The sequence below is a fragment of the Clostridium muellerianum genome, assembly GCF_012926525.1.
Classification (GTDB): Bacteria; Bacillota; Clostridia; order Clostridiales; family Clostridiaceae; genus Clostridium_AM; species Clostridium_AM muellerianum.
The window spans coordinates 37107-57374 of sequence record NZ_JABBNI010000012.1; the positions used below are offsets into that span (position 1 = coordinate 37107).

Consider the following 20268-nt stretch of genomic DNA (forward strand, 5'->3'; position numbering starts at 1 on the left):
GGACAATTAAATTAGAGGTGTGAATCTAATATAATTTAAACTTATATAGAGGTTTGTTAAAATAAACAATGAGAACTTAAAGTAAGCTAAACTACATCGGTTATATGAAACTTATAGTATAAGCAAAAAAGAGTGCATTGCAAGTTGACACAATTTTCTAAAAACGCTATACTTGATGATATATGGTACAATGGGGAAATTAAAACAATGTAGATATAAAATATATTTAAATTATTTCAGGTACTAGTTATCTAGTATTTCAAATAATTTAGGTTTAGATAATCTTTAGCATGTTATGTTATTTTTTTAACATTTTTTAGACAAGCATATAATTAGTACATTATAAATTGACATATAAGTATATAATATTTTTATGATGAAAGGAGAATGCAAATGGATAGTGCTATGCTAAAACCCAGCGAATTAAGTGATGCTTCTATAGGCAGCGGATGTGGCAAAGCAAAATTGACAACTTTACAGCAATTGGTATTAGGCATTTTGGCAGGTGCGTTTATAGCTATTGGAGGAGTTGCCTCTGCGGTAATTTCACACAGTATAACAAATGTTGGAGTATCTAAATTTGCAGCAGGAGCAGTGTTCCCGGTAGGACTTATGCTAGTTGTAATTTGCGGAGCAGAATTATTTACAGGCAATTGTCTTATGGTTGTACCACTAGTGGATGGAAAAATAAACTTAAAAGAGCTTTTAAAAAATTGGGTAGTAGTGTATATAGGGAATTTTATTGGTTCTGTTTTAATAGCATTTTTAGTATTTGAAGCAGGAGTATTTGCTATAAATTCAGGTAAGCTAGGTGGAGTTGTAATAAAGGTTGCATCTACAAAAGGAAATCTTTCATTTGGAACAGCCTTTGCTAGTGCTATAATGTGTAACTTTTTAGTATGTTTAGCTGTTTGGGGAGCTTCAGCGGCTAAGGACATTATTAGTAAGTTAGTTATAATATGGTTTCCTATTATGGCTTTTGTTGCTTGTGGATTTGAGCACTGTGTAGCTAATATGTATTTTTTAACTGCAGGTATATTTGCTAAATCCAATCCAGTTTTTGCAAAAGCTTCTGGAATAGAACCTGATAAGATGATAAATGGTTCACATGTAATTCAAAATTTAATACCAGTTACTCTTGGAAATATAGTAGGTGGTGCAGTAATGGTAGGACTTACATATTATTTAGCTTATAAGTATATTCCATTAAAAAAAGTAATGAAGTTTCAGATAGTAGTTTAAGTAAATAGAAGTTAGTTTGATTGAGCTCGTGAAGCGTTAATTCATGAGCTTTTTGTATGTAAAAAGTTTATGAATTAATATATGGCTATGGAATATATATATAATCAGTGTTATCATATGATTAAAAAGTTTTTAATCCATACAGAGTTTAGTCTAGTATTCTAAATTAAGGTGTATTGAAAGGAAGTAAAGAATGATAGTTAATAAATAAAATAGTGGAATTGAAAAAGTTTATGATTCTATGCTAATAGGATTCTTAATAGACTAATTAATGTACATTTATAGTAGAGGATAAATTGAAGGAGGATTCATATGAGAAATTTAAAGATGTTAATACAATATGATGGAAGTAGATATAAGGGATGGCAAAAACAAAATCAAAAAGGTAATGATGTGTCGACTATACAGGATAAAATAGAAAATGTATTATCTAAAATGACAGGAGAAGATATTCAAGTAGTTGGTTGTGGAAGAACTGATACAGGGGTTCATGCTGAAAATTATGTGGCAAATTTCCATACTGATTCTGCCATGACAGTAGAAGATATGTTAAATTATGTGTATGAGTTTTTACCTGAAGATATAGGAATTAAATCTATAAGAGATACTAGTGAAAGATTTCATGCTAGATATAATGCAAAATCCAAAACTTATGTATATAAAATAAATAATAATAAATTCAGGAATGTGTTTAATAGAAAGTATGTTTATCATATTAACGAAAGACTTAATTTAAATGAAATGAGAAATGCAGCAGAAGTTTTAATAGGTACTCATGATTTTCAAAGTTTTACTAGTTTAAAAACTAAAACTAAATCTACTATTAGAACTATTAATTACATAACTATAACAGAAAATCAAGGCATGATAGAAATAGAGGTAAATGGAAATTCGTTTTTATTAAATATGGTGAGAATAATTGTAGGTACGCTTTTAGAGGTTGGAAAGGGAAATCTTAAGCCGTCTGATGTAGAGGCAATTTTATATGAAAAGAAAAGATCAGAGGCAGGTCCTATGGCAGCAGCAAAAGGTTTGAGTTTAAAGGATATCCAATATTAGTTTTCGGTATAATAAGCAAATTAAAATTTAAAAATTATTTCATAGACTGAAAATGAAAATTATAATATAATAGTAAATATTGGTTTTACTAATACCAGTTTAAGATTCATTTGTATAGTGCTTAGACACTTTGTTTGAATTTTAAATTAATTGTTCACTAAATTGTAGTAATTAAATAAAGCAAGTAGGATATATTTTTATGCCGAAATTTATGAAAAGTAAAGGAGATTTAGAGTTATGAAATTAAAACTAATTATAAGTAAATTATTAGTCGTGCTTTTTGTTATGTCTATAACAATATACATGCCTTTAAGTAATGTCCATGCTGATGCATATAAAAATGTTACTTTAGGAGCAGATTTAACTGATAGTCAGAAGCAGGAAATGCTTAAGTATTTTGGCGTTACTAAAGAAGAAGCTAATGTACTTGAAGTTAATAGAGATGAAGAAGCTAAGTATTTAAAAGGAGTCGCTTCTGAAAAACAAATAGGAACTAGATCTATATCTTGCTCTTATGTAGAACCTACTAATGAAGGTGGATTAAAAATAACAACACATAATATATATTGGGTTAATGAAAGTATGATAAGAAATGCTTTAATTACTGCAGGAATAAAAAATGCTAATGTTAAAGCAGCAGCTCCATTTAATGTATCTGGTACAGCGGCTCTTACAGGAATACTTAAGGGGTTTGAAAATAGTACTGGTGGAAAAAAGATTGATGAAAACAAAAAAGAAGCAGCTAATGCAGAATTGGTTACTACTGGTAATTTAGGCGAGAAAATAGGACAGGATAAAGCAGCTGGTTTAGTAAATGAAGTTAAAAAAGAAGTAGTTAAAGAAAAACCTAAAAATCAAGAGCAAGTAGAAAAGATAGTAAAAGATGTAACAGGAAAGTACAACTACAATTTAAGTGATGAAGATATAAAAAATCTAACGTCTTTAATGAATAAGATAAATGGATTAAATTTAAACTTTAGTGATCTAAAAAGTCAATTAAATGGTGTTACAGATCAATTAAAGGTAACATTACAGAGTGATGAAGCTAAGGGCTTTTTTGCTAAAATATGGGCTGCCGTTAGAAGTTTCTTTGATAATATATTTAAATAGGAAGATTTGGATTATATAATTCGTTACATTATAATGTTTTTTATAGTTTAAAAATAATGCGGCTCAAAGTGCAGTGAAAGTTTTGATTTTAACTTTTACTACGGTATATAGAATAAGCGTTTACTCACTGCTAAATGTTTTCAATTAGTCTAAAGCTCAAAGTTAAAGAAACCCTAAGAACTTTGCCAAACTCGGTTCCCTCAAACAAGGCTAAAGTTCTAAGGCTTTCCTTAACTTCTCGCTAAGACTAATAAGAAAACAATTTAGCTAATGTGAGTAAACGCTTATTCTATATACCTACATAAAAATTAAAATCAAAACTAGTAACTTCAGTTGTACATGTAATTATTGCTAATTTTATAATTTACCTCCTAAAAATTAAGGTGAAGTTTAATGAAGCAAGTGTTCCTGCACAACATATATCAGCCGAAATACAGCTTAACGTTTCTTCGGTTACTTACATTGCAATGTGCTTATATTATAATCTGTAGTTAATGTTTTTTATTAAATAACTACCTTATATCCCACTCCTCTTACAGTACGTATAATGTTATGTTCATTATCTCCAATTTTGTCTCTAAGATATCTTATATATACCTCAACAATATTAACATCTCCATTAAAATCAAAGCCCCAAACTTTTTCAAGAATTGTAGGTTTGCTTAAAACTAAACCGTTATTAAAAAGCAAGTATTTTAATAGATTGTATTCTGTAGGAGATAACTCTAAAAGTTTATTTTCAAAATATATTTCATGAGCTTTATCATTTACATAAAAGTTACCAATGGACATAATGTCATTTAATTCAGGTGTGTTGTTACGAAGTCTAGCATTTATCCTAGCTAATAATTCTTTAAAGCTAAATGGTTTGATCATATAATCATCGGCACCTAAATCTAAACCTTTTACACGGTCATCTATATCATCTTTTGCTGTAAGCATAATGATAGAGGTTGATATCCATTTCTTTATTTCTGAGCATACTTCATAGCCATTGATGCCTGGAAGCATTATATCTAATATTATTATGTTAGGATTCAGTTCCTTTGCTAAAGAAATGGCTTCATAACCATCAAAAGCAGTATGTACAATAAAGCCCTCATCTTCTAAACCCATCTTTATAAACTCAACTATGCTTTCTTCATCGTCAACTACAAGAATATGTATTTGTTCTTTAATTAGTGGATTCATAAAAATATCTCCTTTTACAGCAAAATTTAATTATTACAATGATTAAAACACAATGCATAATTTTTTTATGTGCAATTTTTTTTTGCATTTTCGATTATAACACTACGAAGTTTTTGCTTTATATATTCGTTGTGATAAACGGTATCTGTACTAAATTTACATTTATTTATAAGTGATATAAAGGTTATTTTTCTGTTATTTTTAAGAAGATTTCTAACTGATCTGTTTATTTTTTTATTTATAACTTGTATTTCTTTATAATATGCCATTTTTTTTAGTATATAATTTCTTAATTCAGGATATTGTCGTATCACAAATCGAGTTACGTCGGATCTTTCAGCAATAATAGCGAAACATATTCTTTCATCTTTTGAAATCATATCTTCAATAGTATTAATAATGTTAGTTTCATATTCTTCTATATTTTTAAAGCTTAGTTCTTCTTTACCGCGTATATTTGAATTACTAAAAGAATTTTCCATATTTGATCCCCTTGTTGAATAGTTTTTGTCTTTTTAATAATATATTATAACGATTAATTTGTAAATTCATTTTAAAGTTAATCGATCATATGTGAAATTTATGAAAATATTTAGTTAATATGTTTACTAAATTTCATTTTATACTTTATAATGATATGTATAGATTTAATATAGGGCTAAATTGTAACATAAAAAATGACTTTCAGATTGTTAAGCTAACTTGTTCTTTCGCAATATTTCATAGAAAGGCTAACAATACATAAACTATAAAAATAGTTTTATAAGTTATAAAAGAGTTAAATTAGTTGGTTACAATTTAAAAGGAGGAAAATGAATTATATGAGGAATATTTTCGATATATTTAAAAATCATATGAAAAATGTTTTCAGAATATATAAAAGGGACATGAAAAATATACTAACAAGTTATGTTACATTAGCTATAATTATAGCTCTATCTATACTGCCTTCACTTTATTCGTGGTTTAATATTAAAGCTTGCTGGGACCCTTACGCTAATACAAAAGGACTTTCAGTTGCAGTTGTTAATTTAGATAAAGGAACGGAATTTAGAAATGTAAAAATAAATGTTGGAGATGATGTGATAAAAAAGCTAGCAAATAATCAAGCTATAGGATGGAAATTTGTTAGTGAAAGTGAAGCTGAAAATGGTGTGAAATATGGAAAGTATTATGCTAGTGTAACTATACCTAAAGATTTTTCACAAAATCTTCTTTCTATTGTAATTCAGGATACTCCAAAGAAAAGTGAGTTGGTATATTCAGTTAATGAAAAAAGAAATGCCATAGCCCCTAAAATTACTCAAAAAGGAGCAACTAATTTACAAGAGGAAATTACGAGAAACTTTATTCAAACATCAAGTGACACTATTTTATCTTATTTAAATCAGTTTGGAATTGAATTAGATAAAATAAAACCTGGACTTAAGAATATTGTTGATGTTATTGTTAATGTAGATAATAGCATACCTCAAGTTGGTAAAGATTTAGATAACTTTTATTCTCAATCTGTAGAATTTCAAAAGTATATGCAAAATGTCCAAAAAAATTTACCTGTTACATCTGATGCATTAAATAAGACTTTAGGTATTGCTCAAACAGGAAATGGATATATTTCAAAGACTCAGCAATCTCTACAAGCTATATCTCCATCTATAAAGTCAAATTTATCTCTTGTAAAAGATACAGCAGATAATGCAGAAACTCTTTTGAAAGGACTTCAAGATTTAAAAACATCAGATACAGGAGCCAACAGGAAGGTTTTAGTTACAGTTAGAGATAAATATGCAGATGGAGTAAAAAAGCTTGATAACATTTTAAGTTTATTAAATTCAATAAATAATGTTTTAAATAATGGTGTATTAGAAAATTTTATTAACAATCTTTCAAATGTTAGAAATCAAATGTCTGATCAGCAAAACTTTCTAAATTTGCTTATTAATACTATAGATCAAGGTAATCAAGTGTTGCCTGAGAACATAAATTCAGCAGTGCAAGGTGCTGGTAAAATTTCAGGTGCATTAGGTAATATCATTGATAACTTCGATACTCAAATTGCTCCAGTTGTTGATCAATCCTTGAAAAATTTTGCTGGATTATCAGATGATTCAGTAAAGATTTTACAAAATATGCAAACGAACATGCCATTAGTTAGCAGCTTAATTGGAGGGATAAATACTGCATCTGGTTCAAGTGTGGATAGATTGAAGGAACTAAAAGATAAGTTCCCTAAAATACAACAGGATATACATTCAAATGCGGAAAAATTAAAAGGGCTTAGTGATGATCAGAAGTTTAATGAAATTACTAAACTTCTAAAAAAAGATGCTAAAAAAGAAAGTGATTTTTTAGCAAACCCTATAGATTTGAAACAAAATAGAGTTTATCCAATACCTAACTATGGTTCGGCTATGTCTCCGTTTTATACTACATTATCTCTTTGGGTAGGTGCATTTATATTACTATCATTATTATCTGTAGAAGTTAAAAGTTTTGAAGATGGTGTAAAACTTGGAGCAAGGGAACAATTTTTTGGAAGGTACTTTACTTTTGTAACTATTGCAATTATGCAGGCTTTAGTTACAACTATAGGTAATTTAATTCTTTTGAAGACTTATGTTGTATCACCTATTATATATGTAATGTTAGGAGTGTATACAAGTATTGTATTTACTATGATTATTTATACTTTAGTATCTGTTTTAAGAAATATAGGTAAGGCTTTAGCTATGGTGGCAATGGTATTACAGGTTTCAGCATCAGGAGGTACATTTCCAATAGAATTAATGCCTCAATTCTTTCAGAATATAAATCCTATGATGCCTTTTACTTATGCTATAGGAGCAATGAGAGAAACAGTGGGCGGAATTCTGATGCAGGCATTGGTTAAAAATATATTAATATTATCTATATTCTTTTTTATCTCCGTATTCTTTGGAGTATTCTTCAAAGAAAAGGCTAATAAGTTAAGTGAAAAGTTTGTAAAACAATTTAAAGAAAGTGGGTTAGCAGGAGAATAGAAGAAACGTTAAGCTGTATGAAGACTAATATATGTTGTGAAGAAACATTAGAATTTCTTAAATGAAGCGAGTGTTTCGGCATAACATATATCAGTCGTAATACAGCTTAACGTTTCTTAGATTATTTGCAGTTACGTCATATTTTTATAAAATTAAGTGCACTAACTAACTTTTTTAGAAGGTTCATTATTAGGTTTGCTGATATTCTGCAGCGAACTATTCTTTCTTGAATAAGCAAAATAGACAAACAAACCTAGTATTAACCATGAAATAAAGTATATCCATGTTGCTTTAGATAAATTAGCCATTAAGAATAAGCTAAAAATTACCGCTGCAATAGGAAGAGCTGGAACAAAAGGTGTTTTAAAGTTTCTTTTTAAATTTGGATGTGTCTTCCTAAGGGTAATTACCGATAAAGATACAAGCATAAAAGTTGTTATAATGGCCATATTAGAAACATCTGCTAACTGTTTTAAATCTACAAAGCCTGATATTAAAGCACCAATACATCCTATTATAAGTGTTGAAAACATTGGAACGTTAGTTTTAGAGTCTACCTTTCCAAAAACTTTTGGAAGTAGTCCGTCACGACTCATTGAAAATAATATGCGTGATGCAGCGAAGATATATGCTAACATGACGGCCATAATTCCTATAACAGCACCAACAGAAAGAATGAATGCTGCCCAACCTTGTCCTACATATTTTAATGCAAATGCCATGGCATCACCAATATTTAATTTTGAGTAATGTACAATACCTGTTAAAACCAAGCATACCATAACATATATAATAGTACATGCAATTAATGAACAAACAATTCCTATTGGCAAATCTTTTTGAGGATTTTTAACTTCTTCAGCTGAAGTTGATACAGCATCGAATCCTGTAAAAGCAAAGAATACAGAAGCAGCTCCAGCAAACACTCCCTTTGCACCGAAAGGCATAAAAGGATGGTAGTTTTCAATATGTATGTAAAATACGCCAACAGCTAGAAATAGAATTATAACACCTATTTTTACAAGTACTAATAAGTTATTTATTTTTTTACTTTCCTTTGTTCCTCGTGAAAGAAGGAGAGTAATTAATAATACTATAATTATTGATGGAAGATTGATAATTCCTCCTTGACTTGGGATAGTTGTAAATTTACCTGGAATATGTATTCCAAGTTCATTTATTAAACCATTGAAGTATGCAGCCCAACCGCCTGCCACAGCTGATAAACTCATAGTATAACCTGCTATAAGTGACCAGCCTACAAGATGAGCAATTATCTCACCTAAAGATACGTATACATAAGCATAAGCACTACCAGAAGTTGGTATGGATGATGCGAATTCAGCATAACATAATGCTACAAGCATACATACAATTGCAGAACAAATAAATGATAGCACAACAGCAGGACCAGCATCTCTTGATGCAACTAATCCTGTCAAAACCATAACACCAGTGCCGATTACAGCGCCAATGCTCATTAAAGTTACATCAAATGCACCTAAAGTTTTCTCCAAAGAAGTAGATTTATTGCTATCCAATATTGAATCTACAGTCTTTTTTTTAAAAAATGAATACAATTTCAAGTCCTCCTTTTAGTGTTAATCTTATTATTAATATTAAAAAAAATATCTAAAAACGTCAAATTCATATAGGGAATATTTAAGACGAAGAGGGTATGAATGCTAATTACAGGTCCAAAATTCGCCATATTACTTGCAAAGCATAATAATTTATGTATTAAAAAAATCAAAAATAATAGTAATATTTTGCATTGAATAAATAATCTGAATAATTATATATCAATTTTAGAAGGAAATATTTCAACTTTCAATATTGAATTGACGATAATTTTTAAATAGTAAAACTTATCAGAAAAATTTATGCAAGTACAGTAAATTTGGTGTTTTATTTAAAATATTTGAACTTCATAGATAACTTTTTAATATTTAATAAGGTGGTTTAATAGAAGTGGTTAATAGTAAATTTATTTTAACATTTTGTCTAAAATAAACCTGACTTACTGTCCAATTTACAGGATTACATTTTATTTATAATATATGTATATTTTATTTCATATAATAATCTTGAGAATAAATGTAAACGATTAATTGTGAATTATTGACATATAAACAATTCAGAATTATAATAAAATTAAATCAACTGGTCAGTAAAACTAGGAATGACAAAAGTATTAAAGAGAAATATGTAGATAGTAAAAATATAAATGAGCCTAAATCTTATTAATTATTAAAAATGAAGTTCTTTAAACTATTATATTTGAAGAACTTTAAATAATTTTATAATGGGGGTTAATTTATGCAAAAGGAAGTTCAAGGCAGGAGGGGGTCGTTTTTAGAATCACTTTTTAAGTTAAAAGAGAACAATACTAATGTAAAGACAGAAATTCTTGCTGGAATCACTACTTTTATTACTATGGCATATATAATATTTGTTAATCCAAGTGTACTTAGAATAGCAGGTATGAATTCAGGAAATGTTTTGGGGGATGCAGCTGCTAAGTATAATGTAGGCACTGATCCGGTGGTATCAGCTGTATTTGTTGCTACCTGTTTAGCTGCTGCTGTTGGTACGTTCATAATGGGATTTTACGCCAATTTACCTTTTGCTCAAGCACCTGGAATGGGACTGAATGCATTTTTTACGTATACAGTGTGTTTAACATTAGGTTTCACATGGCATCAAGCACTTTCGGCAGTATTAATGTCAGGAATATTATTTATAATTATTACGGTTACATCTATACGAGAAAAAATTGTTGATGCAATACCTCAAAACTTAAAATATGCTATGTCTGGTGGAATTGGACTTTTTATTGCACTTATTGGTTTAAAAAGTGGTGGTATAATAGTTTCAAGTCAAGCAACTCTTGTTAGTTTTGGAAACTTTGCAAAGCCAGGAACATTGCTTACTATAATGGGTGTTATAATAATTGGTATATTAATGTCAAGAAATGTTACAGGTTCTATTCTTATAGGAATTGTTTTAACTACAATTATAGGCATTCCACTTAAAGTTACTTCTCTTGCAAATTTACATGTTTTTAGTGCACCACCTTCTCTTGCGCCTACCTCTGCAGCATTTGATTTTTCAGGACTATTTTCAAAAGGTGGAGTTTCTGTAGCGGGTGCAGTTTTAAGCTTTGTTATGGTAGTTATAACAATTTGTTTAGTTGATCTTTTTGATACAATTGGAACACTTGTTGGAACTGCTACAAAGGCGGGAATGGTAGATGAAAATGGTAAAGTTTTAAGATTGAAAAAGGCTCTTATTTGTGATGCCATAGCTACAACTGCAGGGTCGTTTTTTGGAACTAGTACTGTTAACACTTATGTTGAATCAACTGCTGGTGTTACAGCAGGAGGAAGAACTGGACTTACTTCTGTAACAGTAGGGGTATTATTTATTCTTTCATTATTTTTCTCAGGCCTTGTTGGGGTAGTTCCTTCACAAGCTACAGCGCCAGCTCTTATTATAGTAGGTGCTTTAATGATGGGAGTAATTAAAAATATAAACTTTGATGATTTTACAGAAGCACTACCTTGTTTCTTTGCTATTTCATTAATGGCTTTTAGTTATAGTATAGCTAATGGAATTGCAGTTGCTATGATTGTTTATCCAATAGTAAAAATAGCTACGGGTAGACATAAAGAACTTAATCCTATAGTATATATATTAGCAGTATTGTTCATTTTAAGGTTTATACTGCTTCCGTTTGAATAGGGCATATTCAAAAAAATAACAAGTCAGTATGTTAGCATATTTTGCGTCATACTGCATCAACAGAACCCTTTGATAGAACAACTATCAGCGGAACCTGTTTCTTTGTCTGATACAAAATATACTAACATCTTTGACTTGTTATTTTCTTTCATATGCCTAAAACGCAATATTTTAATATAATTTTAGAGGAAGAGCAAAGTGCATCTTCCTCTAAAATTATAAGCAGACATTCAGAATATGATATTTTGAGATGTTCCATTACTTGTAATGCAATAATGAAGAGGGAGGATAGTATTTTGAATTCTAGATATTGAAAGGGGAATAAATAAATGAATAGAATAATAAATCAAATTGATATAGCTATGTCTAGGAAAAAGGCAGAACTTGTATTAAAAAATGCTTCCATAATAAATGTATTTACTCAAACTATTGAAAATAAGGATATTGCGATAGATGAGGATACAATTGTAGGAGTAGGTAATTATCAGGGAACTTGTGAAATTGATTGTAGTGGTTTATTTGTTTCACCAGGATTTATAGATTCTCATGTACATATAGAATCTTCAATGGTAACTCCTGAAATATTTTCGAGTTTAGTTATAAAAAGAGGTGTTACTACAATTATTGCGGATCCTCATGAGATAGCTAATGTTTTAGGAGAAACAGGTATAGAATTTATGATTGAAAATAGTAAAAATGGTGAGATCGATACATTTTTTATGCTCCCATCCTGTGTGCCATCGGTAGACTTCGAAGATAACGGTGCAGTACTCAAAGCACAGAATTTAGAAAAACTTATAGACAATCCAAAGGTTTTAGGACTTGGAGAAGTAATGGATGTCAATGCAGTTATATCTGGTAAAGAAGAGATGATAGAAAAAATTGCAATGATCATGAAATATGGGAAAATCATAGATGGGCATTGTCCAAAGGTTAAAGACAAAGAACTAGATGCTTATTTATGCGGAAATATTAAAACAGATCATGAATGTGATGATTATAAAGAAGCTTTAGAAAAGATAAGCAAAGGAATGTATGTAATGCTTAGGGAAGGATCTGCTGCTAAGGATTTGAAAAAGTTACTGCCAGCAGTGAATAATAAAAATTACAGTAGGTTCGTATTTTGTACTGATGATAGACATATTGAAGATTTAATAAATGAAGGAAGTATAGATAACTGTATAAGAATTGCTATAAAAGAGGGAATGGAACCTATAAAAGCATATACTATAGCATCTTTTAATGCAGCTAATTGTTATAATTTAAGGGATAGAGGTGCTATTGCACCAGGCATGAAAGCAGATTTAGTAGTATTTGAAGATTTAAAAAAACTAAATATAAAAAATGTAATTAAAAACGGAAAAGTATGTAATGATAAAAATACATTTGAAAGAGTTCAGGGTAAAAGATCTATAAATGTGGATTATGTAAAAGAAGATTTATTTAGTATTCCAGGCAAAGGAGAATTTGTTAATGTAATAAGGGTTCAGCCTGGTTCACTGGTAACTAAAAATGAAAAGAGAAAAGTGAAAATAAAAAATGGTGTTGTTGAAGGTATAGAGGAAGTACAGGAGGTTATTAATAAAATAGCAGTAATAGAAAGACATACAAATAGTGGAAGACATTCTGTAGGATTTATTGAAGGATTATGTCTTAAAAATGCAGCTATAGCACAGACAATTGCTCATGATTCTCATAATATAATTGTGATAGGTGATAATGATAAAGATATGGAAGTTGCAGTAAATAGCATTATACATAATAATGGAGGGATTGCATTTGTATCTAATGGTGATTTATTGGAATTTTTAAGTTTACCAATAGGAGGGCTTATAACATCTGAGAATCCATTAGTAGTTCTTGATAAAATTACAAAGTTGAACATTTTAACAAGAAAGTTTGGAATTAAGAAGGAAATAGATCCATTTTTAACACTTGGTTTTATGGCATTGCCAGTAATGCCAGATATTAAGATAACCACAAAAGGTTTATTTGATTATTATAATTTTAAGTTCATAGACTTATTTGTAGACAATAATTGAAATTAATACAAGCCTTACACAGAATAAGTATTCTATGTAAATAATTTATCTATAATTAAGATGTAGTTGTTATTAGAAGAGAGGTATAATATGGGGAAAGATATAGAAAAAAATATACTTAATGCAGCAATTAAAGTAGTATCCCAGGAAAAAATAAGTGGTACTCGTATGCATATGATTGCTAAAGAAGCTAATATGAGCCAGGCTAATTTACATTATCATTTTGCAACTAAAAACGATATAATGATAGCTATTTTAGATAGTATTCAAGAACAGTTTTCTAGTAGACGTACAAAGTATATTGATTTAAAAAATAAAAGTACTGCTGAAAATATAAGAGGTTTTTTTGAGCAAAAAAAAGATGAAATTCTTAATAATAAAGAAGCTGAATCTATACAAGTTGATTATTGGGTTCAAGGTACAGCAAATGATGAAATAAGAAGTAAGTTTCAAAATACTTTTAACATATGGCGAAGTAATATTAGTGAAGTTTTAAATAAAAGTGAATTTAAAGATGATTTAGATAAAAAATATAATGATATGATACCATTTATAATGGTATCAATCATGTTAGGTGCATCATTTCAGTATCTTATTGATGAAGGAAAATTTGATTTGGAAGAGTATTTTGATATTGCTGAAAAGATTATGTTTGAGAAGTATTTAAAAACAGAAAAGTAGATACAGATAAAAGCAATAAATGAAAATGCTATTAAAAATTATTTTTAATTAAAAAATGAAGTTGCTGACCAATACTAAATGTCAGCAACTTTATTTTTTTATTTTTATTAAGTTAAGAATAAAATATATATTTATAGATAACTTAAATTCTTTATAGAAATTACTCGGGAACGTTTACATCGCTGTGAACAGTATTATCTCCGTGATTTAAAAATGCATTAAGAATTACTGCAACCACAGATGAAGAAACTATACCACTACTAAAAATTGATCTAAAAATTTGTGGAGTATGATCAAGTAAAGTAGGAACAGCAGTTATTCCAAGACCTATACCAATGGAACAAGCAACAACTAGCATATTTGAGTTTTTATCAAAATCTACACTTGCAAGCATTTGTATGCCAGCTACTGCAACCATTGCAAACATTATAGTTGTAGCACCACCTATGACAGGTTGAGGAATAATTGTAGCTATAGCCGCAAATTTAGGAATTAAGCCAAGAAATATTAGAATAATTCCAGAAGTTACTACAACAAAACGACTTTTTACTCTGCTTAAGGCCAACAATCCTAAATTTTGATTGAATGTTGTGTAAGGAAAAGAGTTAAAAATACCACCCAAAATTGATGCAATTCCTTCAGCCCTAAGACCGCGAACTATATCATCTTCAGAAAGTTTTTTTTCACAAACCCTAGCAACACCAAGATAAGTACCTGTTGATTCAATCATTACTGTAAGCATAACGAAACTCATCATAATTGCTGAACCAATTTCAAATTTAGGAAATCCAAAGTTAAATGGATGAACAAAATTTACCCATTTTGCACTTGCAACTATTGAAAAATCAACCTTATGCATAAAAGCTGCAACTATTGTTCCTAAAATAATACCATTTAAAACTGAAATAGCTTGAAAAAATCCCTTAAAAAACTTATTAGACAGTATAACTACAATCATTACAAATGATGCAAGTAAAAGATTAGACATGCTTCCAAAATCTTTAGCACCTGAACCGCCGCCAATGCTTGTAACTCCAACGTTAACTAAGGAAAGACCGATCATAGTAACAACTGTACCAGTTACAACGGTAGGAAAGAATCTTAATATTTTTCCATACAAAGGAGCAATTAAAACAACCAGTATTGCTGATATAATTATGGAGCCATAGGCGGTCGGCATTCCAAAATTTTTACCAATAATAATTAGAGGACCAACGGCTGCAAAGGTACAACCTAAAATAGCGGGCAACTTAATACCAATATGTGGACCTATACCTATTGACTGAATTAAAGTTGCAATACCACAAGTAAATAGATCAGCGGCTACCAAAAGTTCTAGTTGCTGTGGAGTTAAGCCAACAGCTCCACCAATTATTATTGGCACAGCTACAGCACCTGCATACATTGCTAGTACATGTTGAAGACCTAAAGTAAAAAGTTTAGGAATTGGAAGAACTTCGTTTATTTTGTCAACATTCTTGACAGTTTTTTCTGACATTTGTAACACCCCCCATAAAATTTTTGTATTAATGTAATAAGTTGTGAAATAATTATGTACACTAACAATATAATAAAAGTAAATTTTTATTATATGCTTAAAATTAAAGTTGTGAAATGTCTTTAAAGTGAAATAAAGTTTTTAAAATATGACTAACTAGTTAGTTAATATTATTAAATAATATTAGCTTGTATTTGTCAATATCATAATGTTAAAAAAATTCACAAAAAATAAAATTTTGTTAGTTTTCATAAAAAAAAATTAGATATATTTTTAACAGGAAAGTAATTGCTGAAATTTTATAAGGTTGACAAAATGTTTTTCATGTTATAAAATTGCATTAATTAAAACGTTTACAATATTGTTGCTTTTTTACTGTCTATGAAATTTAGAGGATATTTAATAGAAGAAATGCTAAAGTTAAGGTTATAGACATATAACACTATAATTAAAGCTTACATTACTTCGATTAAAACTAAAGTTTAATTTTAGTTCTATAACAAAGCTAAGATTTTCAAGTTGGATATTCATATAATGAACTATACAATAGAAATTACGTACACTTATGAAGTTTTATAGAATATCTATATATTGAAAAGTGTGTATATTAAGGTGATTTGTTGAAAAATAGAATATGAGTGTACAGTAAATAGCATACTACATGCTGTACTAATTTATGAAGAGTTTCCCAGTTAAGGGAACTGCATGCAGAGATAATAATTTAAAATGGAAAATTATATCTCCACAGCACGTGAGTAATATGCGTAAATAAGCTTGTCTAATTCTTGGCTAAGTTTTACTACCTCGTTTGAATAGAGGCAACTATTTATTTCCATTAATTTATGTAAACTTTCTCTAAGTAATTCGATTTGTTCTTTCATAAATTTCATCTCCATACAATAATTTGAACGACATATGCTATTATAATATAATATGGATAATATTTCAACATTTTAATAAAATATGTAAAAACTACATGTAAATGTTTTATGCATAGCGAAATCAACAGTAAAGTGGAGAATAGGAAATAGTTGTTAACAATTTTTTTACAAATTAAGCATAATGCGACTTAATAGAATTCATTTTTTAGAAGACCGTAAAGATACATATCATATCTTTTTCCATCTCTATGAATAAATTCCCTATAAACTCCTTCTCTCTTAAAACCAAGGTTTTCGTAAAGGGTAATAGCAGGTTTGTTATAGGATAAAACATCAAGTTGAATTCGATGCAAATTAAGCTCTTGAAATCCAAACTCTAAAGTCATTTCCATAGCTTCTTTGCCATAGCCTTTTCCTCTAGTTTTCACATCGCCTAGGCCTATAAAAACTATTGCTGTACCATTATTCCAAAGTATATTTTCAAAACCTGTAACGCCAATAAATCTATCTTCGTCTAAAGTTCTTATGGCAAAAACATAGCTGTTATTAGATTTTCTTTTTTCATTCAGCATTTCATATAATTGAGCTGAGGACTTGGGAAAAGCTGTAGTCATATCATATAATCTTAGAAAATCTACATCATTATACCACTCTTCCATATATGATATATCTTTTTCATTTAGTGAGGTTAGTCTTAGATTTTTTCCTTTTAATAAACTTTTTAAACTTGTATTCATTATTAAAATCTCCCCAATATATAAATTATTTTTTTAAAATTTTACATTTATAAATTATATGGCAAGTGCCATTTCTTAAAAGACAGTGATTCTTATAAGTAAATTCCATTTGAACTTAAGAATTACTTGATAGTTTGATTTTAATTAATACTAATTCCTATGTCAATTTTTTATATAATTAAATTGAGGAGAATAATATTGATTCTCCTCAATTTATATTTAACATTAGCAGTCAGGTTTTACTTTTTTACAGCATCTTCTTTTCTTTTCTTTATGACATTTACATTTCTTTTCCTCGCAACATCTTACAGTTATATGGAATTTTTGGCAGCATCTATGATTTTTATGATGCCTATGACACTTATGATGTTTATGACATTTACATTTTTCACACATGTTAAACCCTCCTTATTCTCTTAAGGTATATTCAAAAAAATAATTAGTCAGTGCTTATATAGTTGACTTGCTACTTTTTTCATATATCTAACCGTTACTAAATTTTAAAAATTAAATAAACTAATTTTTGTTTTTTTCTTATGCTTAGTACCATATTATTGTTTTAAATTAAAAATGTTACTTTTATAAAAAAGTTCTTGCCCATTACCTTACGTAATGTGTTAAAATAATTTAAGTAGAGGTGATAACATGTGCCAAAACGAAAATAACTTATTTACTATTGGTGAGTTTTCAAAGAAGGCAGGAGTTACCTTAAGGACATTAAGATATTATGATAAGATAGGATTGCTTAAACCCAGCTTTCATAATAATTTAGGTCATAGGTTATATAGTAAGCAGGATTTTGGAAGACTGCAGAAAATATTAACCTTAAAATTTATAGGTCTGTCTTTAGACGATATATCCAATATAATAAAATATGATACTGATGATCAAGATTTGAAAAATCCTCTTGAAATACAAAAAACCATAATGGAAGAAAAAATACAACATATACAAATGGTTATAAAAGCTATTGATGAAGCTGTGCATATGTTAGATAACAACAATATATTAAATTGGGATAAGTTTGTTAATATAATAAATGTAATAAATACAGATAAAAAGTGGATTGAACAGTATGAAAATGCTTCTAATCTTAGGGCAAGAATTAGAATACATGAGTTATTCAGTACAAATAAACAGGGCTGGATGAATTGGTTTTTTAACAACCTTTATGTTCCTTCTAATGCCGCCATACTTGAGGTTGGTTGTGGTGATGGAAGCCTTTGGCAAAAGAATTTTTCAGATATTCCATGCAATTGGAATATAACATTAACGGACTTCTCTAATGGAATGCTTAAAGATGCTAAAAAAAATCTAGGAAATAATGCATCAAGATTTAAGTTTAAGATAGCTGATGCACAAAAGTTGCCTTTTAAAGATGCTTCTTTTGATGTAGTTATTGCCAATAACATGTTGTATCATGTAGCGGATAGAGAAAAGGCTTTTTCAGAAATAAAAAGAGTGTTAAAACATAATGGATTATTTTATGCCTCTACAGTTGGTAAAAACCACATGAAGGAAATGAGGGAAATTGTAGCAAAGTTTAATTCTGAAAATATAACTACTAAAAGCTGGGACCTAACAGAAAGTTTTCAATTAGAAAATGGCTTTGAGCAGGTTTCAAAATGGTTTAAAGAGGTAAAACTAAAAAGATATGAAGATAGTTTAATTGTAACAGATCCTATTCCTCTTGTGGATTACATATTTTCTATGCCTGGAAATACAAAAGATATTTTTACTGAAGATAAGCTTCAAACTCTTATAAAATTTTTACAGGAAGAAATAAAAAAAGCAGGAGGAATTTATATAACAAAAGATACAGGATTTTTTCAAGGAATAAAATAATTTAATTTAAGAAAGGATTGATATTTTATGAATAAAAAAATACCATTTTCACCACCAGATGTAGGAGAAGAAGAAATAAAAGCTGTAACTGAAGTTTTAAGATCAGGATGGATTACTTCAGGACCTAAAACTGCTGAATTTGAAACAAAAGTAGCAGAATATTTACAAACTGGTAAAGCTTTAGCTGTAAACAGTGATACAGCAGCTTTAGAACTTGTTTTAAAGGCATTTGATATAAAAGAAGGAGATGAAGTTATAACTACTCCTTATACTTATACAGCTACTGCAAGTGTATCTATTCATAGAGGAATTAGACCAACATTTGTAGATGTTAAAAAAGATAGTTTTTTAATAGATATTGATAGAATAGCTGATGCTATAACTCCAAAAACAAAAGCTATTTATACTGTAGATATTGGAGGATTACCTGTAGATTATGATGCAGTTCGTGAAGTTTTAAAGGCTAAAAATCGTGAGGATATAATTTTCGTTTCAGACTCTGCTCATGCTTTTGGTGCAAAATATAAGGGCAAAATGGTTGGCAGTCAAGCTGATTTTCACGCATTCTCTTTCCATGCAGTAAAGAATTTCACTACTGCTGAAGGTGGTGCTTTAACTTTTGCAAATAATAATTTTAGAGGACACGAAGATTTATTTAAGCAGTTTAAATTAGAATCTTTACATGGTCAATCAAAGGATGCTCTTTCAAAAATGAAAGCTGGAGCATGGAAATATGATATAGTTACAGATGGATTTAAATGTAACCTTACAGATATAGGTTCTGCTATTGGTCTTGTACAATTAACAAGATATGAAGAAATGCTAAAAAAACGTAAGGCAATATTTGATCTTTATTGTAAATATTTAGGCGAAAAAGATTGGGCTATACTTCCATCAGAAGGAGACGGAGATACTGTAACTTCTTATCATTTATATCTTTTACGTGTTAAAGGTTTTAGCGAAGAGCAAAGAAATGAAGTTATAGAAAAATTAGCTGAACTTGACATAGCTACTAATGTTCACTATACTCCATTACCAATGTTTACGCTTTACAAGAATTTAGGATATAAAATTGAAGATTATCCAAATACTTATGCACAATATGTAAATGAAATTTCTTTGCCACTTTATTCTCTTCTTACATTAGAAGATGCAGAATATGTGGTTAAAGAGTTTATTAAAGCTGTAGAACAGGTTAGAAAATAAAGATCAAGAAAG

At 29.1% G+C, this 20268-nt stretch carries 16 protein-coding genes; 9 read left to right on the forward strand and 7 right to left on the reverse strand.

The window, feature by feature from the left end; translation table 11 throughout:
* The first annotated feature begins 393 nt into the window (after nt 1–393).
* The 3 genes from HBE96_RS06385 (at nt 394) to HBE96_RS06395 (ending at nt 3411) form a co-directional block, all read left to right on the forward strand.
* Complete coding sequence (locus HBE96_RS06385) at nt 394–1242, forward strand: formate/nitrite transporter family protein (RefSeq protein ID WP_169296925.1); 849 nt, start codon at nt 394–396, stop codon at nt 1240–1242.
* 312 nt (nt 1243–1554) lie between these two features.
* Complete coding sequence (gene truA / locus HBE96_RS06390; protein ID WP_206154847.1) at nt 1555–2301, forward strand: tRNA pseudouridine(38-40) synthase TruA; 747 nt, start codon at nt 1555–1557, stop codon at nt 2299–2301.
* A 237-nt stretch (nt 2302–2538) separates the two neighbouring features.
* Complete coding sequence (locus HBE96_RS06395) at nt 2539–3411, forward strand: DUF1002 domain-containing protein (RefSeq protein ID WP_169296926.1); 873 nt, start codon at nt 2539–2541, stop codon at nt 3409–3411.
* Nucleotides 3412–3915: 504 nt separating this feature from the next.
* Here HBE96_RS06395 and HBE96_RS06400 read toward each other — a convergent pair.
* Nucleotides 3916–4602: a response regulator transcription factor gene (locus HBE96_RS06400; RefSeq protein ID WP_169296927.1), complete on the reverse strand. Its 687-nt coding sequence runs from the start codon at nt 4600–4602 to the stop codon at nt 3916–3918.
* Between the two features lie 65 nt (nt 4603–4667).
* Nucleotides 4668–5084: a hypothetical protein gene (locus HBE96_RS06405; RefSeq protein WP_169296928.1), complete on the reverse strand. Its 417-nt coding sequence runs from the start codon at nt 5082–5084 to the stop codon at nt 4668–4670.
* A gap of 339 nt (nt 5085–5423) precedes the next feature.
* Between HBE96_RS06405 and HBE96_RS06410 the strand changes: the two genes are divergently transcribed.
* Nucleotides 5424–7622 carry a YhgE/Pip domain-containing protein gene (locus HBE96_RS06410; protein ID WP_169296929.1) on the forward strand — a complete coding sequence of 733 codons (2199 nt, stop codon included), beginning with the start codon at nt 5424–5426 and terminating at the stop codon, nt 7620–7622.
* A gap of 161 nt (nt 7623–7783) precedes the next feature.
* Here the strand turns inward: HBE96_RS06410 and HBE96_RS06415 are convergent, their stop codons facing one another.
* Nucleotides 7784–9202, reverse strand: coding sequence for an amino acid permease (locus tag HBE96_RS06415; protein WP_169296930.1), 1419 nt, complete (start codon nt 9200–9202; stop codon nt 7784–7786).
* Nucleotides 9203–9941: 739 nt separating this feature from the next.
* On the opposite strand from HBE96_RS06415, the gene HBE96_RS06420 reads away from it, so the two are divergent.
* The 3 genes from HBE96_RS06420 (at nt 9942) to HBE96_RS06430 (ending at nt 14089) form a co-directional block, all read left to right on the forward strand.
* Nucleotides 9942–11366, forward strand: a complete 1425-nt coding sequence (locus tag HBE96_RS06420; protein ID WP_169296931.1) for an NCS2 family permease — start codon at nt 9942–9944, stop codon at nt 11364–11366.
* 329 nt (nt 11367–11695) lie between these two features.
* Nucleotides 11696–13408: an adenine deaminase gene (gene ade, locus HBE96_RS06425; RefSeq protein ID WP_169296932.1), complete on the forward strand. Its 1713-nt coding sequence runs from the start codon at nt 11696–11698 to the stop codon at nt 13406–13408.
* 90 nt (nt 13409–13498) lie between these two features.
* The gene (locus HBE96_RS06430) at nt 13499–14089 is read left to right on the forward strand and encodes a TetR/AcrR family transcriptional regulator (protein WP_169296933.1); all 591 of its coding nucleotides are present in this window, start codon (nt 13499–13501) and stop codon (nt 14087–14089) included.
* 160 nt (nt 14090–14249) lie between these two features.
* Here HBE96_RS06430 and HBE96_RS06435 read toward each other — a convergent pair whose 3' ends face one another.
* From HBE96_RS06435 to HBE96_RS06450, 4 genes are all read right to left on the reverse strand, one after another.
* Complete coding sequence (locus HBE96_RS06435; RefSeq protein ID WP_169296934.1) at nt 14250–15587, reverse strand: nucleobase:cation symporter-2 family protein; 1338 nt, start codon at nt 15585–15587, stop codon at nt 14250–14252.
* A gap of 734 nt (nt 15588–16321) precedes the next feature.
* The gene (locus HBE96_RS06440) at nt 16322–16483 is read right to left on the reverse strand and encodes a Spo0E family sporulation regulatory protein-aspartic acid phosphatase (protein ID WP_342590159.1); all 162 of its coding nucleotides are present in this window, start codon (nt 16481–16483) and stop codon (nt 16322–16324) included.
* A gap of 173 nt (nt 16484–16656) precedes the next feature.
* A complete protein-coding gene (locus HBE96_RS06445; RefSeq protein ID WP_169296936.1) occupies nt 16657–17205 on the reverse strand; it encodes a GNAT family N-acetyltransferase in 549 nt (182 codons plus the stop codon).
* Between the two features lie 225 nt (nt 17206–17430).
* On the reverse strand, nt 17431–17601 hold the full coding sequence (locus HBE96_RS06450; protein WP_169296937.1) for a hypothetical protein: 171 nt from the start codon (nt 17599–17601) through the stop codon (nt 17431–17433).
* Between the two features lie 249 nt (nt 17602–17850).
* Between HBE96_RS06450 and HBE96_RS26215 the strand changes: the two genes are divergently transcribed.
* Nucleotides 17851–19050 (forward strand): MerR family transcriptional regulator, encoded by a 1200-nt coding sequence (locus HBE96_RS26215; protein ID WP_169296938.1) that lies wholly within the window; start codon nt 17851–17853, stop codon nt 19048–19050.
* A 27-nt stretch (nt 19051–19077) separates the two neighbouring features.
* The gene (locus HBE96_RS06460) at nt 19078–20256 is read left to right on the forward strand and encodes a DegT/DnrJ/EryC1/StrS family aminotransferase (protein ID WP_169296939.1); all 1179 of its coding nucleotides are present in this window, start codon (nt 19078–19080) and stop codon (nt 20254–20256) included.
* Nucleotides 20257–20268: the final 12 nt, after the last annotated feature.